At 57.0% G+C, this 22916-nt stretch carries 24 protein-coding genes; 14 read left to right on the forward strand and 10 right to left on the reverse strand.

All coding sequences use genetic code 11. The features are described 5' to 3' along the window. Positions 1-45: 45 nt before the first annotated feature. Positions 46-486: a helix-turn-helix domain-containing protein gene (locus PMI27_RS26685; RefSeq protein WP_008147893.1), complete on the reverse strand. Its 441-nt coding sequence runs from the start codon at positions 484-486 to the stop codon at positions 46-48. A 208-nt stretch (positions 487-694) separates the two neighbouring features. Between PMI27_RS26685 and PMI27_RS26680 the strand changes: the two genes are divergently transcribed. From PMI27_RS26680 to ycaC, 6 genes are all read left to right on the forward strand, one after another. Then, positions 695-1678, forward strand: coding sequence for an MBL fold metallo-hydrolase (locus PMI27_RS26680; RefSeq protein ID WP_008147891.1), 984 nt, complete (start codon positions 695-697; stop codon positions 1676-1678). Positions 1679-1722: 44 nt separating this feature from the next. Next, complete coding sequence (locus PMI27_RS26675; protein WP_008147889.1) at positions 1723-2643, forward strand: LysR family transcriptional regulator; 921 nt, start codon at positions 1723-1725, stop codon at positions 2641-2643. Between the two features lie 778 nt (positions 2644-3421). Beyond that, a complete protein-coding gene (locus PMI27_RS26670) occupies positions 3422-3838 on the forward strand; it encodes a DoxX family protein (RefSeq protein ID WP_008153850.1) in 417 nt (138 codons plus the stop codon). Further along, complete coding sequence (locus PMI27_RS26665; protein WP_008153849.1) at positions 3831-4424, forward strand: antibiotic biosynthesis monooxygenase; 594 nt, start codon at positions 3831-3833, stop codon at positions 4422-4424. The genes PMI27_RS26670 and PMI27_RS26665 overlap by 8 nt, the downstream gene beginning before the upstream one ends. Continuing rightward, positions 4421-6259, forward strand: coding sequence for an amidohydrolase (locus PMI27_RS26660; RefSeq protein WP_008153848.1), 1839 nt, complete (start codon positions 4421-4423; stop codon positions 6257-6259). The genes PMI27_RS26665 and PMI27_RS26660 overlap by 4 nt, the downstream gene beginning before the upstream one ends. A gap of 69 nt (positions 6260-6328) precedes the next feature. Continuing rightward, positions 6329-6955 (forward strand): isochorismate family cysteine hydrolase YcaC, encoded by a 627-nt coding sequence (gene ycaC, locus PMI27_RS26655; RefSeq protein WP_008032694.1) that lies wholly within the window; start codon positions 6329-6331, stop codon positions 6953-6955. Positions 6956-7045: 90 nt separating this feature from the next. Here the strand turns inward: ycaC and PMI27_RS26650 are convergent, their stop codons facing one another. Together PMI27_RS26650 and PMI27_RS26645 are read right to left on the reverse strand one after the other, a co-directional pair. Continuing rightward, positions 7046-8482 (reverse strand): mechanosensitive ion channel family protein, encoded by a 1437-nt coding sequence (locus PMI27_RS26650; RefSeq protein ID WP_008153847.1) that lies wholly within the window; start codon positions 8480-8482, stop codon positions 7046-7048. A 78-nt stretch (positions 8483-8560) separates the two neighbouring features. After that, positions 8561-9580 carry an alpha/beta hydrolase gene (locus tag PMI27_RS26645; protein ID WP_008153845.1) on the reverse strand — a complete coding sequence of 340 codons (1020 nt, stop codon included), beginning with the start codon at positions 9578-9580 and terminating at the stop codon, positions 8561-8563. 158 nt (positions 9581-9738) lie between these two features. Here PMI27_RS26645 and PMI27_RS26640 point away from each other — a divergent pair, with 158 nt between their 5' ends. Continuing rightward, positions 9739-10635 (forward strand): LysR family transcriptional regulator, encoded by an 897-nt coding sequence (locus tag PMI27_RS26640; protein ID WP_008153844.1) that lies wholly within the window; start codon positions 9739-9741, stop codon positions 10633-10635. A 54-nt stretch (positions 10636-10689) separates the two neighbouring features. Next, positions 10690-11502, forward strand: a complete 813-nt coding sequence (locus PMI27_RS26635; RefSeq protein ID WP_008153843.1) for a class I SAM-dependent methyltransferase — start codon at positions 10690-10692, stop codon at positions 11500-11502. Between the two features lie 12 nt (positions 11503-11514). On the opposite strand, the gene PMI27_RS26630 is transcribed toward PMI27_RS26635, so the two are convergent. Beyond that, positions 11515-11823 carry an addiction module antidote protein gene (locus PMI27_RS26630; RefSeq protein WP_008153842.1) on the reverse strand — a complete coding sequence of 103 codons (309 nt, stop codon included), beginning with the start codon at positions 11821-11823 and terminating at the stop codon, positions 11515-11517. Positions 11824-12014: 191 nt separating this feature from the next. Here PMI27_RS26630 and PMI27_RS26625 point away from each other — a divergent pair, with 191 nt between their 5' ends. From PMI27_RS26625 to PMI27_RS26600, 6 genes are all read left to right on the forward strand, one after another. Beyond that, positions 12015-12683 carry an ABC transporter ATP-binding protein gene (locus PMI27_RS26625; protein WP_008153841.1) on the forward strand — a complete coding sequence of 223 codons (669 nt, stop codon included), beginning with the start codon at positions 12015-12017 and terminating at the stop codon, positions 12681-12683. 1 nt (position 12684) lies between these two features. Continuing rightward, on the forward strand, positions 12685-15156 hold the full coding sequence (locus PMI27_RS26620; RefSeq protein WP_008153840.1) for an ABC transporter permease: 2472 nt from the start codon (positions 12685-12687) through the stop codon (positions 15154-15156). Next, complete coding sequence (locus PMI27_RS26615; protein ID WP_008153838.1) at positions 15146-16210, forward strand: lipocalin-like domain-containing protein; 1065 nt, start codon at positions 15146-15148, stop codon at positions 16208-16210. The genes PMI27_RS26620 and PMI27_RS26615 overlap by 11 nt, the downstream gene beginning before the upstream one ends. A 125-nt stretch (positions 16211-16335) precedes the next feature. After that, positions 16336-16578, forward strand: coding sequence for a hypothetical protein (locus tag PMI27_RS26610; protein WP_008153837.1), 243 nt, complete (start codon positions 16336-16338; stop codon positions 16576-16578). A 120-nt stretch (positions 16579-16698) separates the two neighbouring features. Further along, the gene (locus PMI27_RS26605; RefSeq protein WP_008153836.1) at positions 16699-17277 is read left to right on the forward strand and encodes a hypothetical protein; all 579 of its coding nucleotides are present in this window, start codon (positions 16699-16701) and stop codon (positions 17275-17277) included. Between the two features lie 357 nt (positions 17278-17634). Then, the gene (locus PMI27_RS26600; protein WP_033053010.1) at positions 17635-18447 is read left to right on the forward strand and encodes a VanW family protein; all 813 of its coding nucleotides are present in this window, start codon (positions 17635-17637) and stop codon (positions 18445-18447) included. A gap of 106 nt (positions 18448-18553) precedes the next feature. Here the strand turns inward: PMI27_RS26600 and PMI27_RS26595 are convergent, their stop codons facing one another. From PMI27_RS26595 to PMI27_RS26580, 6 genes are all read right to left on the reverse strand, one after another. Further along, entirely contained in the window at positions 18554-19507 is a 954-nt protein-coding gene (locus PMI27_RS26595) for a hypothetical protein (protein ID WP_008153834.1), read from the reverse strand. Between the two features lie 198 nt (positions 19508-19705). Beyond that, positions 19706-20311, reverse strand: a complete 606-nt coding sequence (locus tag PMI27_RS30010; RefSeq protein WP_008153832.1) for a hypothetical protein — start codon at positions 20309-20311, stop codon at positions 19706-19708. A gap of 132 nt (positions 20312-20443) precedes the next feature. Then, complete coding sequence (locus PMI27_RS26590) at positions 20444-20794, reverse strand: hypothetical protein (protein ID WP_008153831.1); 351 nt, start codon at positions 20792-20794, stop codon at positions 20444-20446. Between the two features lie 270 nt (positions 20795-21064). After that, positions 21065-21493, reverse strand: a complete 429-nt coding sequence (locus tag PMI27_RS30135) for an SMI1/KNR4 family protein (RefSeq protein WP_081757381.1) — start codon at positions 21491-21493, stop codon at positions 21065-21067. 232 nt (positions 21494-21725) lie between these two features. Next, positions 21726-22115: an immunity 22 family protein gene (locus PMI27_RS26585; RefSeq protein WP_008153830.1), complete on the reverse strand. Its 390-nt coding sequence runs from the start codon at positions 22113-22115 to the stop codon at positions 21726-21728. Positions 22116-22248: 133 nt separating this feature from the next. Beyond that, positions 22249-22911 carry a hypothetical protein gene (locus PMI27_RS26580; protein WP_008153829.1) on the reverse strand — a complete coding sequence of 221 codons (663 nt, stop codon included), beginning with the start codon at positions 22909-22911 and terminating at the stop codon, positions 22249-22251. Positions 22912-22916: the final 5 nt, after the last annotated feature.

Genomic DNA, 22916 nt, shown 5'->3' on the forward strand with positions numbered 1-22916 from the left:
CTCGCCGGGGGCTCGACAGCTGCTACAAGAAATGTGTTGGCGGGTTTATTGCGCGTGAAGTTGAGCGGTGCAGGCGGGGCGGTGGGCCAGGGAACGCACGGTGCGGCAACGCCACGCAAATGGGGTGATGCCTTCGTTGCGAGTGAAGATGTGGCAGAAATGTGCCTGATCGCAGAAGCCGCATTCGAGACTGATTTGCGTCAGCGTCAGGTCAGTGTTCTGGATCAATTGCTTGGCGCGGGTGATGCGCTGGTTGCGAATCCAGTCCTGAGGCGAGAGCCCGGTGCTGCACTTGAACGCGCGGGAGAAATGACTGCGCGAAAGGGCACAGGCGCGGGCCAGTTCGGTCACTTCAACGGTCTCACCAAGTCGCTCGAGGATCAGTTGCTTGACCAGGCTTTCGCGCCATGGAGTCAGGCCGCCGGTCGTTTTCTTTCGCGTTTCAGTGGTCGTCTCACAGGCGACGTTTTGCTGAGAATGGGCCATGACAGATGTCCTTGTCGGTGAGCTTCATTTTTGGTCGCAGGGCTCTGGCAGGCGAGTTAAACGTTGTTAATTCCGTCCGTGTACGGTGGTAACCAACGGCGCTAACTCAGCACATTGCTGCAATTTTCATGGGGGCGAGCCGTGCAAAATCGACGTTATCTGGCGGCGTTGTGTGTGGCCGCTCTTCTGACTCGACCAAGGTGGTGGCATGAAACATTCTCTGGTTTGCGCGCTGGGGCTCGCGGCAGCGCTGGCGTCCGGCATTTCCTCGGCTCAGGCACCGGCGCAAGTCGGCACGCAAGTGCCGGGTTATTACCGGTTGGCGGTGGGCGATTACGAGGTGACGGCGTTGTTCGATGGCTACAACGATCTGTCGCCCAAACTGCTCAAAGGTCTGACCCAAAGTCAGATCCGCGCGCTGCTGGCTCGCCGTTCGATTGAAACGCCGGGCGTACAAACCGCGTTCAATGCCTTTCTGATCAACACTGGCAAGCAATTGATCCTCGTCGATACCGGTGCCGGCCAGTGCATTGGTGCTACCGCCGGGATGCTGTCAGACAATATGAAAGCCGCCGGATATGAGCCTGCGCAGGTCGATACGGTTTTGTTGACCCACCTGCATTTGGACCATGTCTGCGGACTGGTCGACGGACAGCAGAAACCGGTTTTCGCCAACGCCACTGTTTACGCGGCAAAGGCAGAAGCTGATTACTGGCTCGATCCTCAAGCCCTCGGCAAGGCGCCCGAGGGTGCCAAGCCGTATTTCAAAATCGCCCAGGATTCGACCGCGCCCTACGTCTCGGCAGGTCGCTTCAAGACGTTCGATGCCAGTCAGTCGCCCGTACCGGGTGTGGAGGCGGTTATCGAGACCGGCCACACGCCGGGCAGCGCCACGTACCGCTTCACCTCGCAGGGTCAGAGCATTCTGTTCATGGGTGATCTGGTGCATAACCTGGCGGTGCAGTTCGAACACCCTGAAGTGTCGATCGGCTTTGACGTCAACAGTCAGCAAGCGATCAAGAGCCGCGCCAGGGTTTTCAGTGATGCAGCGGCGAGCAAAATCTGGGTAACAGCGGCGCATTTGCCGTTTCCGGGCATCGGCCATATCGCGGCAGAGGGCAAGCATTTCCAATGGGTTCCGGTGGAGTACGGTCCTTACAAACGTGCGGCCAACGTACCGCTGATCGAGTAAATTCCAACCACTAAGTGCCTGGCTGAACACAAGGGAATCTGCCTGTGAACCGTAATGATCTGCGCCGCGTCGACATGAACCTGTTAGTGATTTTCGAAGCATTGATGTTCGAAAAGAACCTCACCCGTGTGGCTGAAAAACTGTTCATGGGGCAGCCGGCGGTGAGTGCGGCGCTGGGACGGTTACGGGATCTGTTCGACGATCCGCTGCTGTTGCGCAACGGCCGCGGGATGGAGCCGACAGGGCGGGCACTGGCGATTCTCAAGGAGCTGCAGCCGGCGATGGATGTGATTTCCGGGGCAGTGAGCCGAGCTAAAGAATTCGATCCCGCTACAAGCTGCGATGTGTTTCGCATTGGGCTGTCGGACGACGCCGAGTTTGGCTTGTTTCCGCCCTTGTTGAGCCAGCTCCGGGAAGAGGCCCCCGGGATCATTGTGGTCGTGCGGCGGGCGAATTATCTGCTGATGCCGGCGTTGCTGGCGTCTGGGGAGATTTCGGTGGGGGTGAGTTACACCACGGATCTGCCGGCCAATGCCAAGCGCAAGACGTTGCGGGATATTCCGTGCAAGGTGCTGCGTGGTGACAAACGACCGGGGGCGCTGTCGCTGGATGAATACTGTGAACGACCGCATGCGATGGTGTCGTTTTCGGGGGATTTGAGCGGCAACATTGATCTTGATCTCGCGAAGATCGGACGAAGTCGGCGGGTGGTGTTGGGCGTTCCGCAGTTCAGTGGTTTGCGGGCGTTGCTGGCCGGGACCGAGATGATCGCCACCGTGCCGGATTACGCAGCGTGTGCGTTGGTCGAGGGGTGTGCGTTGCGGGCCGAAGACCCGCCGTTTCCGATTGAAGCGGCGCAACTTTCGATGGCCTGGAGTGGGGTGCATGACAACGATCCGGCGGAACGGTGGTTGCGGTCGCGGATCGGTGAGTTCATGTCCAGGCCTTTGCCGATTTCTGCTTGACCGTGGCGGCCTCCGGGCCGACCACATTCCCGCCTGCCCGATTCCCTGTAGGAGCGAGGCTTGTCCGCGATGGCGGCCTGGTAGCCGACCGATCTCTTTCAGGTGTACATATCCATTTCTGCGGTAACGGCCACTTAGGGTTTCGCCCTTACGGCGACTCACTTTTTTTTCAAACGCCAAAAAAAAGTAAGCAAAAAAAGGCTCGCCCCGAGCGTCCGGCCCCTCGCCTAGGCTCGGCGTTCCTTCGTTCCGGTATTCATCTGGGGGCATCGCCTCCGGTCGGCTTCGCTTCGACCTCCTCTCGATGTGTTCGACTTCGTCGAACGGCGCTGCGCGCCTATCCCCCAGATGAACACCTCCACTCAGCCTACCGAAGGGGCGGGTGGATCAAGGTCAACAGCTGCAGGCGAGCTAACGCTCGGCCTGTTGAGTGGTGAGAAGCGAAAGGCGAACACCAATCCCCCTGTGGGAGCGGCGGTGCGACGATTCGACTTGCTCGCGAAGGGGCGGCCTGGGAGCCGACCAATCTCCTCCCTTCAAGTCCTACCATACAAGCGAGCCTGCTCGCGAAGGCGATGTGTCATTGAGCATTGATATTGCCTGACCCACTGCTATCGCGAGCAGGCTCGCTCCCACAAGGGATCTGCGGTGGATCGTACCGCCGGGTTCATCCACAAAAAGAGCACGTACATCCAATTTTTCCCCTCCCCACGCCGGCACTATCGAATGACGTTCCGGCACATCGCTGCCGGTGGTTTTTCATTTGTGCAGGTAGCCCATGAATACGTCGCGATGGGATGAGCGGGCCCAGGATCTCGGACTGCTGTTTTTGCGGGTCAGCGGTGGTCTGTTTCTGCTGTGGGTGCACGGTTTGCCGAAACTGCTTAACTACAACGCTCAACTGCAAGTCATCGAAGACCCTTTCCACCTGGGCGCGAACGTCACGTTGATGCTGGCGATTTTTGCCGAGGTGCTGTGCCCGCTGCTGATCATCGCCGGGGTGCTGGTGCGTCTGGCGTGTCTACAGATTTTGTCGGTGTTGCTGATCGCGCTACTGGTGGTGCATGCGCAATGGAGTCTTGATGAAGGGCAGTTCGGTTGGCTGCTGTTGATTCTGTTCACCAGCGTTCTTATCGCCGGGCCGGGACGGCTGGCGCTCAATGTCCGATTCGCCGGAGCTTTGCGTTATGCCTGAATCCAATCGTTTCGAGGAAGTCGTGACCCTGGTCATCAAGCACAGGATCAAGGCGGGGTTTGAAGTGCCTTACGAAGCCTGGTTGCGCAACATTGTCAGTATTGCCGGGCAGCAGGAAGGGCACTTGGGCGTCGATGTGATTCGCGGCAAGAGCGCCGGACTTGACCTGTATACCTGCGTGCTGCGCTTTTGCTCCACCGAATCGATGCAGCGCTGGCTCGATTCACCGCAACGGCTGGAACTGGTCAACGAAGCCACACCGATGCTCGCTGACGGCGACCAGACCGAGGTTAATCCGGTCAACGAATTCTGGTTCGCGCCGCAAGCCGACGCCGCTTCGCCACCACCGCCGCGCTGGAAGCAGGCCGTGGTGACGTTGTTGGTGATTTTGCCGCACACCTTGCTGGTGCCGCTGATCTGGGGCCCGCTGCTGCAGCTCAATACCTTCCTGTCCAATTACGTGGTCGCGACGTTCCTGATCACGCTGACCATCGTCGTGTCGGTGGTGTACCTGTTCATGCCAATGGCGACGCGGTTGTTCGCGCCCTGGCTGTCCTCTTCCACTCAGCCCAAGGAAAAGCGATGAACGCCGATCTGATTTTGTTCAATGGCCAATTTCATACGGTTGACCGTGAAAACCCACGCGCCAGCGCCGTAGCGATCAGCAATGGTCGCTTCGTCGCGGTCGGCACCGACGCCGAAGCCATGGCCCTGCGCGGTTCGGGTACACAGGTCATCGATCTCAAGGGGCGCTGCGTCATTCCCGGCCTCAACGACTCGCACTTGCACCTGATCCGTGGCGGTCTGAACTACAACCTCGAACTGCGCTGGGAAGGGGTGCCGTCGCTGGCCGATGCCCTGCGCATGCTCAAGGATCAGGCCGACCGCACGCCGACGCCGCAATGGGTGCGCGTGGTCGGTGGCTGGAACGAATTCCAGTTCGCTGAAAAGCGCATGCCGACCCTCGAAGAACTCAATCAGGCCGCGCCGGATACACCGGTATTTGTCCTGCATTTGTACGACCGCGCCTTGCTCAACCGTGCCGCGTTGCGCGTGGCCGGTTACACCCGCAACACGCCGAACCCGCCGGGTGGCGAGATTGTGCGCGATGCCAACGGTGAGCCGACCGGCATGCTGGTCGCCCGCCCTAACGCGATGATTCTGTACTCGACGCTGGCGAAGGGGCCGAAGTTGCCGCTGGAATATCAGGTCAACTCGACCCGCCAGTTCATGCGCGAGCTCAACCGTCTCGGCCTGACCAGCGCCATCGATGCCGGTGGCGGTTTCCAGAATTATCCGGACGATTATCAGGTGATCGAGCAGTTGGCCAAGGACCAGCAGCTGACTGTTCGCATCGCCTACAACCTGTTCACCCAGAAGCCCAAGGAAGAGCTGACCGATTTCAAAAACTGGACCAGCAGCGTGACCCTGCATCAGGGCGACGACTACTTGCGGCACAACGGCGCCGGGGAAATGCTGGTGTTTTCAGCGGCGGATTTCGAGGACTTCCTCGAACCGCGTCCGGACCTGCCACAAACCATGGAAGACGAGCTGGAGCCGGTGGTGCGCCACTTGGTCGAGCAGCGCTGGCCGTTCCGTTTGCACGCCACGTACAACGAATCCATCAGCCGCATGCTCGACGTGTTCGAGAAGGTTAACCGCGACATTCCGTTCAACGGTTTGCCATGGTTTTTCGACCATGCCGAAACCATTACGCCGCAGAACATTGAGCGGGTGAGGGCGCTGGGTGGTGGTATTGCGATTCAGGATCGCATGGCGTTCCAAGGCGAATATTTCGTCGAGCGTTACGGCGCCAAAGCCGCCGAAGCGACCCCGCCGATCAAACGCATGCTGGCCGAAGGTGTACCGGTCGGCGCCGGCACCGATGCCACGCGAGTGTCCAGCTACAACCCCTGGACTTCGCTGTACTGGATGGTCAGCGGCCGGACAGTGGGTGGGCTTGAGCTGCACGCCGAAGGCCTGCCGCGTCAAACCGCCCTGGAATTGTTCACCCACGGCAGCGCCTGGTTCTCTTCCGAGCAGGGCAAGAAAGGCATGATCAAGGTCGGCCAACTGGCTGACGTCGCGGCCCTGAGCGCGGATTTTTTCAGCGTCGACGAAGAAGCGATCAAGTGGATCGAGTCGGTGTTGACCGTGGTCGGCGGCAAGGTGGTGTACGCCGCCGGTGACTTTGAAAAACTCGGGCCGGCCAGCGTACCGGTGCTGCCGGACTGGTCGCCGGTGGTGAAAGTGCCGGGCCACTGGCGTCCGACTTCGCCGATGCAAGCGCAGGTTCACCATTGCAGTGGGCCGTGCGGCGTGCATTCCCATAGCCATGAAAAGGCGCGTTTGTCGAATGCGCCGGTCAGTGATTTCGCGGGTTTCTGGGGCGCGTTCGGCTGCTCGTGCTTCGCGTTCTGACGATCACAAAAAAGCGCCGACCCTGTACGTCGGCGCCGCATGTAACACCCATCCACCGAGGAGTTTCACATGAGCAACGTTCCGTACAAACGCCTGAACAAAGATGACGCCGTTGTCCTGTTGGTCGACCACCAGACGGGCCTGATCTCGCTGGTCCAGGATTTCTCGCCGAACGAATTCAAGAACAACGTACTGGCACTGGGCGATGTGGCCAAGTTCTTCAAGCTGCCGACCATCCTGACCACCAGCTTCGAAAACGGTCCGAACGGCCCGATGGTTCCCGAGTTGAAAGAGCAGTTCCCGGACGCGCCGTACATCCCGCGTCCAGGCCAGATCAACGCCTGGGACAACGAAGATTTTGTCAAAGCCGTTAAAGCCACTGGCCGCAAGCAACTGATCATCGCCGGTGTCGTCACCGACGTTTGCGTGACGTTCCCGACACTGTCGGCGTTGGCTGAAGGGTTTGAAGTGTTCGTCGTGACCGACGCCTCGGGTACCTTCAACGAAACCGTGCAACAAGCGGCCTGGGCGCGCATGGCGGCGGCCGGTGCTCAACTGGTGAACTGGTTCTCGGTGGCCTGCGAGCTGCAGGGCGACTGGCGCAACGACATGGAAGGCCTGGCGAACCTGCTGTCGCCGCGCATTCCGAACTACCGCAATTTGATGAACAGCTACTCGGTGCTGACTTCGAAGTAAGTTTGCAATCACACACAAAAATGCCCGCGAATGTGCGGGCATTTTTTTTGCTGGCGAATGAGCTATTCGCTACCTGGACCGTGTGCTCCGTTACACCGGTTGGCGTTTGTGCAGCCAGCTGAGGAATCCGCTTTTCCTGACCGGCACCGGTGTGGTCATCAACGCCAACCGACTGTTCTGCTGCCTGACCGCTTGCAGCTTGTTCAACGCCCGACCGACTTCGACGCGTTGCTCCATGCAGTTACGAGTCAGGGATTTGTCGATCCGGTAAATGATGCACGAGGTCAAGGTGGTGAAGGTCGCCTGCGAGGGCGTATCGGTGAGAATGCTTTGCTCACCCATGACTTCGCTCGGCCCCATACGCCCGGCTTCGGTTTGCTCCGTGCCATTGGGTACAGTGGCGCTGACCACGCCGGTGGCGATCACCATCAAGCAGTCCGGCACTTCGCCCAGTTCCAGCACCACCTGACCTGCCGCGTACTGCTGCGGGACCATCGACTGGGCGATCTGATCACGCTCATCCTCGCTCAAGGAACGGAAGATTTTCACTTCATCGAGCAACGCCCGTGCGCGGGTCGTCGGTTCAATCACGCCATCGAGCTGCCGGGAAATGCCCGCCGCTTCGAGGTGCCGATGCACCAGGTCGAACAGTTGATTGCGCACTTCGCTTTTTTTACCCAGCTCGGCGATAAACCCGCTGGCTACGTATTCGGACATGGTTTCGCCAGACTCTTTCAGCACTGCTTTCGGTGCCGGATTGAGCAGCAAACTGCTGGTGCCCTGAAGCGTGCGGTCCAGTGCATCCAGCACCCGACGCGGGCGGATGTGGTTAGGCACCTGAATGCTGATCGACACGCCGTGCATGTTGTTCGGCCGACTGAGGTTGACGATTTTTGCCTTGGCCGCCACCGAGTTCGGCACCACCGCGGTACTGCCGGCACTGGTCAGCAGGTGGGTGGCGCGCCAGTCGATGTCGAGCACTTTACCTTCGACGCCGTCGATCATGATCCAGTCATCCACCTGATACGGCTTGGTGGTGTTGAGCACGATCCCGGAAAACACGTCGCTCAAGGTACTTTGCAACGCCAGGCCAACGACGATTGCCACGACGCCGGAAGTCGCCAGCAAACCTTTCACAGGCAACTCCAGTACATAACCGGCCGCCGCGACGATGGCGATCAGAAACACCAGTGCGCCGATGACATCCTGCAGCAACCGACCGCTGTGACCGATGCGGCGCATCAGTACCAGACCGATGACTTCGGTGAGCACCCGTGCGGCGTACAGCCACCAGAGAATCCCCAGCGCCGTGGCGCCCGATTGCGCTACGCGATCCTCGGCGAACAGCGGCGCCTGTAACGGGCTTACACCGGCATTGATCAAGAGCGCGCTGAACATCACGAACAGCGACAGACGCACACCGACCCGCGTGACGCGATGCTTGAACGGCGCGAGGTGCCAGAGCACGGCGTCGATCACCAGCAGCAGGGCACTCCATGACAGCAGATGAGCGAGGATAAAGGTCATGGGGAAACTCCGGCTAAAGATTGCTTTCGATTCGCGTAGCCGCCTCGCCCACATTGCTGTGTGGCGAGGCGAGGGGACTCAGTTCAGATGCGTCTTGAGCTCCTGTGCCGCCTGGCGAACCGCCGCTTTCACCTCCGGTATCTGGCTCAGCGGGTTGAGCAGGCCGAAGTCGTGAATCATGCCGTTGTAGCGGACGGCCGTGACCGGCACACCGGCCGCGTCGAGGTGGCGGGCATAGGCTTCGCCTTCGTCACGCAACACGTCGAACTCGGCGGTTTGTACCAAGGCCGCTGGCAAGCCTTTGAGCTGTTCGGCGCTGGCTTGCAACGGCGAGGCATGGATCTGCACACGTTCGGCTTTGTCGGTGGTGTAGTTGTCCCAGAACCAGTTCATCATGCCCTTGGTCAGGAAGTGGCCTTCAGCAAATTGCTGGTACGACCCGGTGTCGAACTGTGCGTTGGTCACTGGCCACATCAACAGCTGAAAGCGCAGGGCCGGGGTTTTTTGTTCCTTGGCCATCAAGGCCACGACCGCCGCCATATTGCCGCCGACGCTGTTGCCGGCCACAGCCAGGCGTTTGCCATCGACGCCGATTTCCTTGCCATGCTCGGCCACCCAACGGGTCGCGGTGTAGGCCTGGTTGATCGCGGTCGGGTAGTGCGCTTCCGGCGATGGCGTGTAATCGACATACACCGCGACAGCACCGGAGCCGACCACCAGGTCGTGGATCAGGCGCTGGTGAGTCGGGTAATCGCCCAACACCCAGCCGCCACCGTGGAAGAACATAAACACCGGCAATTCACCTTTGACCTTAACCGGCCGCACGATTTTCAGGTTGATGGTTTGCCCATCGACTGTGATCGCACGGTCGCTGACGTCCACACCCGACAGATCAACCTTCACCGAATTTTGCGCGCCGGTCAGTACCGCACGGGCATCTGCAGGGCTCAGTTGCTCAAGCGGCTTGCCACCGCCGGCAGCGAGCGCTTCGAGGAAGGCTTGCGTGTTGTGTTCGACCCCCGGGCTGCCGGCGGCAAAGGCGTTGCCTACGGCGAGGGCGAGGAGGGAAGCGGTCAGGGATTTTTTGACGATGTTCATGGGATAAATCCTTTTTAATTAGACGTTGATTACCTAAGGTTCAGGTTGCTGCCAGCACTGTGGTTCAGGCCTCAGCAACACCGTGGACACAGATTAATAGGGTGTCTAAAAAGGAAAAAGCGGCTATAAAGTGATTGACTGTCAACCAAGGCGTGACAATGAACCCGTTCGAAGATATGCGTATTTTTTGCCAGGTCATGGACTCCGGCAGCTTCACCGCGGCGGCCGATCAATTGGGTCTGTCCAAGCAGTTCGTCAGCCGGCGGTTGATGCAACTCGAAGAGCGTCTGGGCGTGCGGCTGCTCAATCGCTCCACGCGGCGACTGGACGTGACGCCACTGGGGCAGAGTTATTACGAGTCAGCCTTGCGTCTGCTGGGCGAAGTCGAGCAAGTAGAGCAGGGCATCGCCGGCCAGACCACTGAGCCCCGCGGCACTATTCGTATCAGCGCGCCATTGTCGTTTGCGGTGGCGCGTTTGGGCTGTTTGCTGCCGGTGTTTTTGCAGCGTTATCGCGATGTCACGGTGGAGGTCGACCTCAGTGATCGACCGGTGGATTTGCTCAGTGAGGGTTATGACCTGGCGCTGCGCATCGGCATTCTGGAGGATTCGACGCTGATCGCCCGACGCATCGCCTCCATCCAGCGAGTGTACTGCGCCAGCCCGGCTTACCTGGCCGAGCGCGGCACGCCGCTCAAACCCGAAGACTTGCACGCGCATGACTGCCTGCCTTACGGCCATGGTCGTCAGGTGCAATGGCGTTTCGAAGGGCAGGGCAAGCCGTTGGTGGTCAATGTCACCGGGCGGATGCGGGTGAACAATGGTGAACTGCTCAGGGACGCGGCGATCGCCGGTATGGGGATTACTTACTTGCCGACTTTCATTGTGGGTTCGGCGTTGAAGGACGGCAGGCTGGTGCCGGTGCTGGACGCATTTCGTTCCGAGCCGCTGACGTTGTCGGCGGTCTATCCGCAGCACCGTCAAGCATCGCGACCGGTGCAGGCGTTGATCGAGTTTTTGCGTGAACGGCTGGATCAGGCTGAGGGTGGGTTGTAGCGCGGTTATAGTGTCAGCACGCAATTAATGAAAGACCCCAGTCTGGAGCGCGCAATGGAAATGCCGACAAAAGAAAAAGCCATCGCCAGCAACCGCGATGCCTGGAATGACTCCGCCCGACACCACAAGGACACCCCCGAATGGCAGGCCCGTTTGACGGCGGTTGGTTGTAGTGATTTTTGCTGCTTGGACGACACCCTCCGAGGGTTACTGGAACAGGTCGGTGTCGACGGCAAAGACGTGGTGCAACTGGGCTGCAACAACGGCCGCGAAAGCCTGTCGTTGTTTGCGCTGGGTGCCCGCAGCGTCACAGGCGTCGACCAGTCCGAGGCGTTCCTCGATCAGGCGCGGGAACTGGCGTCACGCTCGCCCCATGCGCCTGAGTTCATCGAGGCAGACATTCATCACTTGCCGACAGAACTTCATGGCCGCTTCGACGTGGCCCTGATCACCATCGGCGTGTTGAACTGGATGCCGGACATCGCTGAATTTTTCCGCCATGTCGCACAAACCCTCAAGCCCGGCGGCAGTCTGGTGGTGTACGAAACCCACCCCTTCCTGGAAATGTTCGACCCCGAGTCCAACGATCCGTATCGACCGGACAGCTCGTACTTTCGCAGCGAACCTTTTGTGCAGGACCAGCCGATCGTCTACGAAGGCAAGATCGAACAGCAGGCCGCGACGTCCTACTGGTTCGTCCACACATTGGGCGAAATATTCACCGGCGCCATCAAGGCGGGATTGCAGATCAGCCACTTCAAGGAGTACCCGCATTCCAATCGCGAGGAACTCTATGATCGGTATGAGCAGCAAACGGCGCAGTTGCCGTTGTGTTTTACGTTGGTTGCGCAGAAGCAAGCAGTCTAAGCAGAGAGTCTCTCAGAGCGTTGAGTGATTGACCGAATGACCCGGCTGCGCGCAGAGATCAATGCCAAGGGCGTGAATGACCTTTAAAACCGTATCGAAACGTGGTTTTGCACCTGGTGCGAAGGCCTTGTACAGGCTTTCGCGGCCCATACCCGAGTCCTTGGCTATCTGTGTCATTCCACGCGCTTTCACCACGTAGCCGATAGCGCGAAGAAACTCTTCGTTGTCACCGTCTGCGAGCACTTGTGAAAGGTACTCGCTGATGGCTTCGTCACTGTCCAGAAGAGCCGCCATATCGAAAGTAGTCAAAGTCTGGCTCATGTTTAAACCTCCTTTGCCAAAATTTATTACTCAAATGTATCCATCTGGATACGAATGAGCAGTCAGGCAATTCCTTCGTTGTGTATGTTTTTTCCTTGAAGTGTGTGGGCTATGGGGTATCCGAGCGGGTCTATTCGCGGTGCCGCTGCCGTCCGCTATCCTTGCTCCACGCACATCGAACGGTTTTCCCCATGCTTTCGGTCCAAGGCGTCTTCAAAAGTTACGCCACTCCCCAGGGCCCATTAGCGGTTCTGCAAGGTGTCGACCTCACCTTGAAACCCGGCAGCAGCCTGGCGTTGATGGGGGAATCGGGCAGTGGCAAAAGCACCTTGCTGCACCTGATTGCCGGGCTCGACAAGGTCGATCGCGGCAGTATCCGCAGCGGCGAACATCGTCTGGAGCAGATGAGCGAAGGGCAACTGGCGAACTGGCGGCGGACCGAAATCGGCCTGGTGTTTCAGCAGTTCAACCTGATCGGCAGTTTGCGCGTGGAGGACAATCTGGCGTTCCAGGCACGACTGGCGGGGCGCCATGATCCGCGCTGGCAGGCGCATCTGGTGCAACGTCTGGGCTTGGCTGATTTGCTGCAGCGTTATCCGGAACAGCTGTCCGGCGGCCAGCAGCAACGGGTCGCGCTGGGCCGTGCCCTGGCGTCGCAGCCAAAACTGCTGCTGGCCGACGAACCCACCGGCAGCCTCGATGAAGTCACCAGCGATGAGGTCTTGAAGTTGTTGCTGGAGTTGCTCGACGACAGTCCCACCACCTTGTTGATGGTCACCCACAGCTCACGGGTTGCCGCGCGGCTGGCCGATAAAGTGGTGCTCCACGGTGGTCGTCTGGCTGGCGCGGGCGAGCGCTGAGGTGCGGGTCTTTCGCGAAACGCTGCGGGCGCTGCTCAGTCATTGGCGGCAGCACCCGGTGCAATTTTTCAGTGTGCTGACCGGGCTCTGGCTCGCCACCAGTCTGCTGACCGGCGTGCAGGCGCTGAACAGCCAGGCGCGTGAAAGCTATGCCCGGGCCAGTCAGTTGATCGGCGGCGAACCCCAGGCCAGCCTCAGTGCGCCCAGCGGCGCGACCTTCTCCCAGCAAGTGTTTGTCGACCTGCGCCGTGCGGGTTGGCCGGTGTCGCCAGTCCTGCAAGGTCGGGTGACGCTCAAGGGGCATGACGACCAGCGCTTGCAGTTGATGGGCATCGAGCCGGTGTCGCTGCCCGCCGGTTCATCCGTGGCTGGGCAGGCGTTGCCGATTGAGCAGGTTGTCGAGTTTTTCAGCCCGCCGGGCAGTACCTGGATTTCGCCGCAGACGTTGCAGGCACTGGGTCTGCAGGAGGGCGAACGCCCGCTGACTTTGAGTGGTCAGGCCTTGCCGCCGCTGCATGCCCAACCGGATATGGCCCCCGGTGTGTTGTTGGTGGATATCGGCTTCGCCCAGCAGATTCTCGGCCTGCCGGATCAGCTGTCACGCCTGCTGCTGCCGAAGGATTTCACCGCGACCCTGCCTGATCAATTCAAAGGACAGCTGCAGCTCAAGACCAGCGGCGAAGAGAACAATTTGTCGCGCCTCACCGAAAGCTTTCACCTGAACCTCGATGCGCTGGGTTTTCTGTCATTCGTGGTCGGCCTGTTCATCGTCCACGCCGCGATCGGCCTGGCGCTGGAACAACGCCGTGGCTTGCTCAGAACCCTGCGTGCCTGCGGCGTCAGTGCACGGATGCTGATTGTCTGTCTGGCGGTCGAACTGGGTGGGTTTGCGTTGATCGGCGGACTGGTCGGTGTCGCCAGCGGCTACCTGTTGGCCAGCGTGCTGCTGCCGGACGTCGCCGCGAGTCTGCGCGGGTTGTACGGCGCTGAAGTGGCGGGGCAGTTGAGCCTCAGTCCGTGGTGGTGGCTCAGCGGCGTCGGCCTGAGTCTGTTGGGCGCGTTGTTGGCAGGGGCCAACAGTTTGTTGCGGGCTGCGCGCCTGCCTTTGCTGGCCTTGGCCGATCCGCAGGCCTGGCATCAGGCTCACGCGCGCTGGTTGCGGCGTCAGGGTTGGGTTGCCGTGATCGCCGCGGTGATCGCAGTGCTGGCATTGATCTTTGGCGACAGCCTGAGCAGTGGCTTCGTGCTGATGGCGGCACTGTTGATCGGCGCTGCGCTGGCGTTGCCGGTGGTGCTCAACTGGGTGTTGAACCGGGTGCTGCATCGCAGTCGCTCGGTGCTCGGCCAATGGTTTCTCGCCGACTGCCGTCAACAACTGCCGGCCCTGAGCCTGGCGCTGATGGCGCTGTTGTTGGCACTGGCGGCAAACATTGGAGCGGGGAGCATGACGGCCGGTTTTCGTCAGACCTTCAGCGATTGGCTCGAACAACGCCTGACCGCCGAACTGTACGTCAATCCGCGAAATCCGGCCCAGGCCAGAGAACTGCAAACCTGGCTCCAGCAGCAACCCGGACTCACGGCGGTGCTGCCCAGCTGGCAAGTGTCGATCCAGTTGCAAGGCTGGCCGGCGGACGTCTTCGGCGTGATCGATCACCCGACGTATCGCCAGCATTGGCCATTGCTGGAAGCCTTGGGCGACAACCCTTGGGACCGACTGGCCAAGGACGACGCACTGATGCTCAGTGAACAACTGGCCCGTCGGCTGAAGGTGCGCCTTGGCGATCACCTGACGATTCCCACACCGAACGGCGCCTGGTCGCCACGGATCGTCGGCATCTACGCCGATTACGGCAATCCCAAGGGCCACATTCTGGTCAACGTCAACCATCTGCTGCGCGGCTGGCCGCAGCTGACCCCGAGCCGTTTCAACCTGCGCATCGACCCGACGTTGATCCCCGCTTTCCTGACCGCGCTGCAAACCCGCTTCACGCTGGAGGACAGCCGCATCGTCGATCAGGCCCGGCTCAAGGGTTGGTCCACGCAAGTGTTCGAACGCACCTTTGCCGCGACCGCCGCACTCAACAGCCTGACCCTCTGCGTGGCGGGCGTGGCGCTGTTCATCAGCCTGCTGACGCAAAGCCAGAGCCGCCTCGGGCAACTTGCCCCCCTGTGGGCGCTCGGCGTGACTCGCCGGCAACTGATGTTGCTCAATCTCGGCCAGACTTGGTTGCTGGCGGTGCTGACCCTGGTGCTGGCGTTACCGTTGGGGATCGCGCTGGCGTGGTGCCTGGACACGGTGATCAACGTTCAGGCCTTCGGTTGGCGCTTGCCGCTGCGGGTGTTTCCGCTGCAGCTGTTGCAGTTGATGGGGTTGGCGCTGTTGGCGACTTTGTTGGCGTCGGCGTGGCCGCTGTATTCGCTGTACCGCACGCAACCGGCGGATCTGCTGAGGACGTTTGCTCATGAAGATTAAGGTCGGTGTGTTGCTACTGGCATTATTGAGCGGCTGCGATGACTCGGCGCCTGTTGAGAAAGGCTTCGCGGGGCTGGGTCATCAGGCCGCCGCGTTTACGCCGGTGGTGCCCGGTCGGGTGTTCAGCTTTCCGGCGGATCACGGTCCTCATGACGGTTTTCGCATCGAATGGTGGTACGTCACCGCCAACCTCAAGGACGATCAGGGGCGCGAGTTCGGCGCGCAATGGACGCTGTTTCGCAGCGCCTTGAAAGCGACGCCCGAAGTGGCCGGCTGGGGTAATCAAATTATCTGGCTTGGCCACGCGGCCGTGACGTCGGCGACGGTGCATCACGCCGCCGAACGTTACGCCCGTGGCGGCGTTGGTCAGGCTGGTGTGAGTCTCACTCCGTTCAACGCGTGGATCGATGATTGGCGTTTCAGCAGTCAGGGTTCCGACCCTATGGCGGATCTTCAACTCAGCGCCCGGGACAAGCATTTTGACTATCAACTGCGGCTGAGCTCCACGCGTCCTTTGGTGCTTCAGGGCGACAAAGGCTTCAGTCAGAAATCCGAACAAGGGCAGGCGTCGTACTACTACAGTCAGCCGTTTTTTCAGGCCCGCGGCACGCTGGAAATCGACGGCAAAACCTATCAAGTCAGCGGCCCGGCCTGGCTCGACCGGGAATGGAGCAGCCAACCCCTGACCGCCAACCAGACGGGCTGGGACTGGTTTTCCCTGCACCTGGACAGCGGCGAGCAGGTGATGCTCTACCGCATGCGGCAGAAAGACGGCGCGCCTTACCTCACCGGCACCTGGATCGACGCTCAGGGCCAGACGCAGCTACTGCACGCCGCCGACATCAGCCTCACACCGCAAGACACCGCCAACGTCGCCGGACGTTCGATGCCGGTGCGCTGGTCGATCAAAATCCCCGACAAACACCTCGAGATCACAATCAGCGCGCTCAACCCCAATGCGTGGATGGCTTTGCGCATTCCCTATTGGGAAGGGCCGGTACAATTGAGCGGCAGCCATGGTGGCCAGGGTTATCTGGAAATGACCGGGTATTGAGGCTCCCTGTAGGAGCTGGCGAAGCCTGCGATCCTTTGACGTTGATCTTGATCTCCCCGAAATCCCCCCGGAACTCCTCGCGATGCCCAACCCTCTACCGTGAGAACCCCCGCAGGAGCCCACTCATGAGCGACGACCTCAAACCACCTGACCTTGCCTCGTGGCAGCGCCTGTTCGAAGACAAGGCCTACTGGCAACAATCCCCCGACGCCCACTATGCCGAACTGCTGCGAGTGGCCGACGACTTGCTGGGGCAGGGCGCCATCGACCTGGAACAATGGCAAGCCTTGAAGGCCAAGGCCGATCATTCCCATAAAGACTCGCCTGCCGTGAACGTCGCCCAGGAGGTTGACGATCCCGAGACTTGAGGCGTTCTCCAAGAAACTGCGAACACTCCCTGATCAGCGTCTATGCTCATCTGCGCAGAGGACGCTGGACGGTGGTTCAGCGCTCGTTGCTGCCTCCAATTCACAGGGAATGTACCGCTTATGAAACTTCACGCACTGACCAAAGCCATTACCCTTGCGACCCTGCTGTCTGCCGCCAGTCTTAGCGCCATGGCTGCGGACATCCCGCTGTCTGCCGTTGTGGAGGCGGATCAGGTCACCACCAAAGTTGTCTCGGTCGATGCTGCCAAACATCAGGTCGTCCTGGAGGGGCCGGAAGGTCGTCAGGTCCATGTGCAATTGACCGACAAGGCCAAAAACCTCGGCAACTTGAAAGTCGGCGACCAAGTCGATGTCAAGGTTACCAGCGCTGTCGCCGCCTACCTCGACACCGATATCGACAAAGGCCTGCCAGGCAGCGTCGAACGCGCGGGCGAAGTCCGCGCAGCTCCCGGAAGCGACAACCCGGGCGGTGAAGCCTACCGTCAGGTGCAGGTCCAACTGAAAATCACCAAAATCGACGTGAAGAAAAACCAGATCACCTTCGAGAACCCCGCCGGCCAGTCCAAGACCGTTGACGTCGTCAGACCCGAAGTTCAAGCGAAATTGAAAGATCTGAAAGTTGGACAGAGTGTCGTTGTGACCTATACCGACATATTGACAGTGACCAGCAAGCACTGAAGTTGAGCATTAGCTCTATATATTGATTGTTCTCGTACTACTTTTATGTATAAGAACAATCAGTTTTAATGGTCTAACTGGTGAGTTTGCTGGTCTGTGAAATGGTATTTGGGCCGACATTTAATCGAAAGTTGTTTCGATAAATTTCATGTTCATATACGCGGACATATTCGAAAACTTCAATTAAAATACTTCCCGTTCGCCCAGTGTCAGGGCTCTTTACCGGTGCATGGATTGCCAGGCCATTACACTGGGCGAACACCTTCTCGAAGTGCGGTACACCCCTGCAGCAATACGTTAAAATGCGCGGCATTTTGCAGATCAAGGAAGAAAACGGCTGCCGCCGTTATGACAAGGATGAAACCACTCTCCCTCTACCACCCGGCGCTCTACTGGCTCCGCGTGTGGCAAAAAAGACTGTTCCGCCAACTGGCTTGGCGCTTCTCCCGCAAGCAATACGCTGTTTCGGTGAACGCCGTCTCCCGATTGCCATTTCGCTACCTCAAGCACACCTCCAAACTGATCCGCAAACTCGGCAACTCCGATCTTGCTCTGCAACACAACAAAGTCATCAACCTGAAACTGGCCGTTGCTTCGATCGACGGCGTCGTCATCCGTCCTGGCGAATATTTTTCATTTTGCCGCCTCGTGGGCCGGCCCACCCGCAAACGCGGTTATGTCGAAGGCATGGAGCTGTCATTTGGTGAAGCCCGCAGCGGCATCGGCGGCGGGATCTGCCAACTGAGCAACCTGATTCACTGGATGGCGATTCACTCGCCATTGGTCGTCGTTGAACGGTCGAACCACAGCTTCGATCCCTTTCCTGACGAAGGGCGAGTACTGCCATTCGGCTCCGGGGCGTCGATCTTTTACAACTATATTGACCTGGTGCTGCATAACCCGACTGATCGCCATTTTCAGTTGAAGCTGAATGTTACCGAGCAACAGTTGGAAGGGGAGTTGTTATGCGATCAGGTGAGAGAGTTTCGGTATCACGTTTATCAACTTGGGCACCGGTTTGTGCGGGACGGTGGGCGAGTGTTTCGGGAGAACGAGATTTGGCGGGAGGTCAGGAGCAAGGGGCAGGAGAGTCAGGTGTTGAGGAGTGAGCGGCTTTATAAGAATCGGGTGGTGGTTAAGTATGAGGTTGAGGACAGTGTGCTGACTTGAAGTGCATAAAACGGGCGATCATTAGATCGCCCGTTTTTATATTTAACGCAAAGCCGTGCAAAAGCGCGCCATTGTCATAGAGGCATCGGCTTGAGATCTGCGCAGATCATAAGTATTCGACATGGCTCAAACGATCCAGGCTGTCCCCTAAATAGAATGAAAACGGTCGTCCAAGCGCTTCACCTTTCTTGGCACATAATGCCTCCATCCCGCTTTGGTCTGTGCGACCCAGTTGACCCGGATGTATCGTCTGTTCTCCGATAGAGCCAAATTCAAGTGCAATCTGGTCGACCACCATCCACGTTCTGCGATTATCGCGAGTGGTAATAGACGTCGAGGGCAAAACGTTGACCAAGCCGCTGCGAATCGCATTCATCAGCGCTGGATCCTGAAAGCGCCAGTGAGCGCTCACTTTGGCGGGGCGTTCAGTAGTGGTCAGCAGCGTCAGGAACGCGTTTTCACGGGTCTTCGAATTCGGTTCATAAGCTGTGATTCGTAAGTCAGGGGCGGGTAAAAGATTGGCGGACAGCTGGCATTTAACCTCGTCCCCAATGCCATATTTAAAAGCGATCGCCATCTTTTGAAAGCCATCGCCCCAAATGCCTGCCAACTTGCTGGTGAGCTCGATGTTCGGTTGTATATCGAGAATGAAATCAACGGTTCTGGCCTGCTCCCGCTCAGGTACGTCACCCTTTTCTTCGGCGAGATCGAGACTTAATTTTCGCGAGCTGGCCTTGCGAGCCTGGATGACCTCATCAAATACCGCACGTAGCGTGTTGCGTTGATCGTCGCTGAGCGAACTATCGGCCAAGCGTAGCAGGATCAATTTGTCTTGATCTTGAACCCGCTCCAGCACCACCGCGTCGGGATCAATGCCACGCGCTGAAACGGCGTCGAAAATCAGTTTTTTGTATTTTTCATGGACCAGGGTATCGGTGTATTGAGGCCCGGAAGCGGGGTCCGAGCGTACCGTGTCCGGGAAGTGCAAGGTGGCGAAGTCTTCTTTGCAGCCGCTCAGCAACAAGGTCAATGTGAGCAAATAAAGTTTGGGGAAATTCATGACTGTTCCGCTAACGGGTGTTGGTTAACGGTGACGTTGGTAATCAAGGGGTCATTCCTTTGGGGGGGTATCCGGTTTACTTGGTGCGGGTGGCAATGCCTGATGCCGGCGCAATTATGAATGCAGCGCCGGCTAAAAGGCGCTATATGTCCGGGCGATAGAGGCTTTGACCAAATGTTTTTTTATGACAGTCCGTACTTAATATCGACAGACACTGAGCGAGCCAACTTTTGCGCTCAACGTCAGGACAAATTCCTCTTCAGACGTGCACCGTGACGTTTCCAGAAAATCCAGAAACCATCCCACATCCAGCGCCGTGAACATCGCAAGCCACTCAGGTCTTTTCGCTTCGCCAGCCGATATTGCTGTCCCAGCCAGTCCATGACCCTTGCCTTCAAAAAACAAGAAATAAGCATCGTCGTAGCAGTAACCGATCAACTTGGGCCAATCAGAACTATGGGGCTGCTGCGGTACAAGATCCTTTTCCGCAATCACGTAGTAACTGCGGACTTTGTGAGGCTGTGGGGCAGGGCGGCTGTGAGAAAGCCAGATCCGGCATTGGGTTGCTTTGTCGGCGTCATCCATCCAGGCCGATTCTTTCTTGTCTAACTCAGTCATTGTCCCTCCCGCGTCTGCGCGATAAAACATCAGCCAACCGTCTCGACCTTCGTTGACGATTAAATAGGTGCGCCCATGACCTTCGACGGTCAGCGACCAACAGCCGAAGTAAGCTCGTTGATCTGAGTAATCAGTGATGGTGAACCCTGCATGTTGAACAGCGTTTTGCAGATCGGGGTAAGGCATGCGGTGGACTCCTGTCCCGAGTGAAAGCGCTGGTTGAAGGGCCGTTTGGGTATGATGCTGACATCGGGGAGCAAAAATTCACTCATTTCATCGAAGGCCAGCAAGGTGTTTAAGTATGAAGAAAGGGCTCGGTTACTCGTAAAGTCCTTTAGATGAGTCCAGAGCGTTTAGCAGTTCCTCTTCAGATATTGAATACTGACTAAGGTTGTCTATATCTAAATCCCCCCATTCCTGTTCATCTTCGATTTCTAGGAGCAGCAGTGGAAGTTTCTTTTTATTGAAGAAGGTAATTATGTCGCGAATATCCTTGTCGCGCTCAACATGGTCATTTTGATAGAGGTCACACGTGTAAAAAAAACCTTTATCCCCCATGGTGAGCTTTTTTTGTGAACCAATCAGCGACATTTTAAATCGTTGGTGTAGGAATTTGGCCACTTCAAGGTCGCTAGTGGGGGCTGCAGAAGTAATACTTATCTTAGTCATGGCTCAAAAATCCTCGGGTACCAATGGGTTAAGTAGTTTTCCTTTGGTCTCGTTTTGGAAGCTTCCACCGTGCCATCTATATAGATGCTCATCTATTGTTGCTGGATAGATGTTAAAAGCTTTGTCAGCCAGTGCATTGTACATATGATGACTTTCAATAGTTTTGTCATCAGATTTCGGGTTTTTCATGATGTCATCGGCTTGCTCCGGAACTCCAATCCCTTGTGCCCGATTCACCTCCGGGACTGCATGACTTTTTTGCTGCTCCTCCTATTCACTCCACAAATTAACAAAATCATCAAAATTACTAGCAGCGAAATAAGTACTGCTTGAGTTCGGATCAAAAATCTCAACAGTAATGGAGGATGTTTTGAAATTCAGGCAAACCAAGTAACCATCTGCATCCCTTGCTATAGGGACCATTTCTTTGGGAAGCCCTGGGGGTTTTCCTGCCCCTAAGTACCATGAGATGGTATACGGGGTCACATCAGGCGAGAACGAAAAAAACTCGCTTATGCAAGTCCCTTCGTCGCCATATGAAAATCCAGATACCTCTGGAGAGGCTTCGTCGGAATATGTGACCAAGTCCAAGTATGATTTTGGAAAGCTTACACCAAGTAGTTTTTTTACTGGGGAAATCGTAGTGCTATCAACTGAGGAACCTTGTTCAATCCCGAAAGAGCTCCAATCAAATTTCATTTCAGACCCCCTTTGTTTCTAGGATGGAACAGCTTCTGCCAAAGAGTATTCCATTGAGGGTCTTTCGATTGTTCATGTTGATAGCACCTTACCAATTGGAGTGTATCCGTTCCTGGTACGTGATGCCATGTGACTTCTTTACCAAGGCTAATATCTTTGGCAGGTATCTTGTATTTCTCAGGGGCAGATTTATTTTAGAGTCCAGAAATATGTCTGCCTATTCTCTGAGAGTTTAGTCTTGGTATTCAAAACTTCCTCGGTATGTAAATAGATTGTTTCTGATTTTAATGTTTTTGGGGGTGCCCGAGAAGGAGTAGTCGTAGATGGCGACAATGGTGTCTATAGGTGCTTCGGTCAGAGGGGTGTTTTTATTTTTCATGTCTGACGCAATGTCAAGGTCGTATGAGCACCCGTCAATTGCATCAATTAAAGAATTTGTTGGCTCGATTTTATCTGCTTCGACAGTGTCATCATCAACAAAACCAAGTGAGAAAGCCTCGCTGAACTCGGAGCCAAGATAGTCTCCGCCGTCAGAATACTCTGGGCTCATCACATCTCGAAGCGTAGACGGTTCCCAGTCGGTGTTCGCCGTCCAAATGGAAACGATTTTGTTCGAGCCCATTTTATTTCCTCAATTTTTAGTCCTGAAGGCAGAGCATCGGCGCAGCGAACAAAAGGGGACAGATTTATTTTCGTGGTTGCGTGGAAAATAGATATTTCCCCTTTTTTCTTTTTTTTTTCTTAATTGTTTTGGCTTAGTCGCATTGAGTAAGAATATATACGTTGTTGTCGAAAGCCTTTGAGGGTTGGCCGAAAAAGTACGTTTCATTTTGATTGAAGAAGAAGTAATTTCTTTTTTTTCTGTCTTTTTCTCCGCCAAATATATTAATTTCTTTTTGTGGTGGGGCTGCGTCTGTAATGTCAAAAGTCTGGTCGCGTTTTACTTGGAGTAGAAAGTCGAGACTTTCACCTTCGTAAGTGGACGGAGCTTCGTCTTCAAGTATCCATTTTGGAGGTAGACCAGCCCAGCCAAAAATTTCTCCATTTTCTTGGGTGGAAAACTCTAGATATTGAAGTTTTATGCGAGAGGCTGTATTTAATGTTTGAGCTGTTTCTGTTTTAAATAAATATGTTTTGAAAAGCTTTTGATATGTTCTTAAAAAGCCGTTTGGAATAATTGCGTTCTTTAGGTCCGTACTAAGCATTTCGGGTATCGTGAAATTTTCATCGAATTCATCTGTAGCACTGAAAAAGCTAAACGTGTAGCCGCTGAGCGCGTGCGTGGCAGGGAACTCAATGGTAAAAAAGAAAGTTAGTGGTACGTCGCTTTTACTTTTCGGCGCATCTACTCCTGATGGAAGTACAGGATTGCCACCAATGTACGAGTTTGTTTTGATATCTGTTTTGACTATAAACATTGGTA

Origin of the sequence: Pseudomonas sp. GM41(2012) (genome assembly GCF_000282315.2) — a bacterium.
Classification (GTDB): Bacteria; Pseudomonadota; Gammaproteobacteria; order Pseudomonadales; family Pseudomonadaceae; genus Aquipseudomonas.

Bases quoted from the DNA above. Each gene is read 5' to 3' on its own strand.
- PMI27_RS26605 (WP_008153836.1), top strand. From the start codon at position 16,699: ATGAAACTTCACGCACTGACCAAAGCCATTACCCTTGCGACCCTGCTG.
- PMI27_RS26665 (WP_008153849.1), top strand. From the start codon at position 3,831: ATGCCTGAATCCAATCGTTTCGAGGAAGTCGTGACCCTGGTCATCAAG.
- PMI27_RS26625 (WP_008153841.1), top strand. From the start codon at position 12,015: ATGCTTTCGGTCCAAGGCGTCTTCAAAAGTTACGCCACTCCCCAGGGC.
- PMI27_RS30010 (WP_008153832.1), bottom strand. From the start codon at position 20,311: ATGCCTTACCCCGATCTGCAAAACGCTGTTCAACATGCAGGGTTCACC.
- PMI27_RS26600 (WP_033053010.1), top strand. From the start codon at position 17,635: ATGAAACCACTCTCCCTCTACCACCCGGCGCTCTACTGGCTCCGCGTG.
- PMI27_RS26595 (WP_008153834.1), bottom strand. From the start codon at position 19,507: ATGAATTTCCCCAAACTTTATTTGCTCACATTGACCTTGTTGCTGAGC.
- PMI27_RS26685 (WP_008147893.1), bottom strand. From the start codon at position 486: ATGGCCCATTCTCAGCAAAACGTCGCCTGTGAGACGACCACTGAAACG.
- PMI27_RS26635 (WP_008153843.1), top strand. From the start codon at position 10,690: ATGGAAATGCCGACAAAAGAAAAAGCCATCGCCAGCAACCGCGATGCC.
- PMI27_RS26660 (WP_008153848.1), top strand. From the start codon at position 4,421: ATGAACGCCGATCTGATTTTGTTCAATGGCCAATTTCATACGGTTGAC.
- PMI27_RS26610 (WP_008153837.1), top strand. From the start codon at position 16,336: ATGAGCGACGACCTCAAACCACCTGACCTTGCCTCGTGGCAGCGCCTG.
- PMI27_RS26670 (WP_008153850.1), top strand. From the start codon at position 3,422: ATGAATACGTCGCGATGGGATGAGCGGGCCCAGGATCTCGGACTGCTG.
- PMI27_RS26615 (WP_008153838.1), top strand. From the start codon at position 15,146: ATGAAGATTAAGGTCGGTGTGTTGCTACTGGCATTATTGAGCGGCTGC.
- PMI27_RS26580 (WP_008153829.1), bottom strand. From the start codon at position 22,911: ATGTTTATAGTCAAAACAGATATCAAAACAAACTCGTACATTGGTGGC.
- PMI27_RS26585 (WP_008153830.1), bottom strand. From the start codon at position 22,115: ATGGGCTCGAACAAAATCGTTTCCATTTGGACGGCGAACACCGACTGG.
- PMI27_RS26645 (WP_008153845.1), bottom strand. From the start codon at position 9,580: ATGAACATCGTCAAAAAATCCCTGACCGCTTCCCTCCTCGCCCTCGCC.
- PMI27_RS26640 (WP_008153844.1), top strand. From the start codon at position 9,739: ATGAACCCGTTCGAAGATATGCGTATTTTTTGCCAGGTCATGGACTCC.
- ycaC (WP_008032694.1), top strand. From the start codon at position 6,329: ATGAGCAACGTTCCGTACAAACGCCTGAACAAAGATGACGCCGTTGTC.
- PMI27_RS26630 (WP_008153842.1), bottom strand. From the start codon at position 11,823: ATGAGCCAGACTTTGACTACTTTCGATATGGCGGCTCTTCTGGACAGT.
- PMI27_RS30135 (WP_081757381.1), bottom strand. From the start codon at position 21,493: ATGAAATTTGATTGGAGCTCTTTCGGGATTGAACAAGGTTCCTCAGTT.
- PMI27_RS26590 (WP_008153831.1), bottom strand. From the start codon at position 20,794: ATGACTAAGATAAGTATTACTTCTGCAGCCCCCACTAGCGACCTTGAA.
- PMI27_RS26680 (WP_008147891.1), top strand. From the start codon at position 695: ATGAAACATTCTCTGGTTTGCGCGCTGGGGCTCGCGGCAGCGCTGGCG.
- PMI27_RS26650 (WP_008153847.1), bottom strand. From the start codon at position 8,482: ATGACCTTTATCCTCGCTCATCTGCTGTCATGGAGTGCCCTGCTGCTG.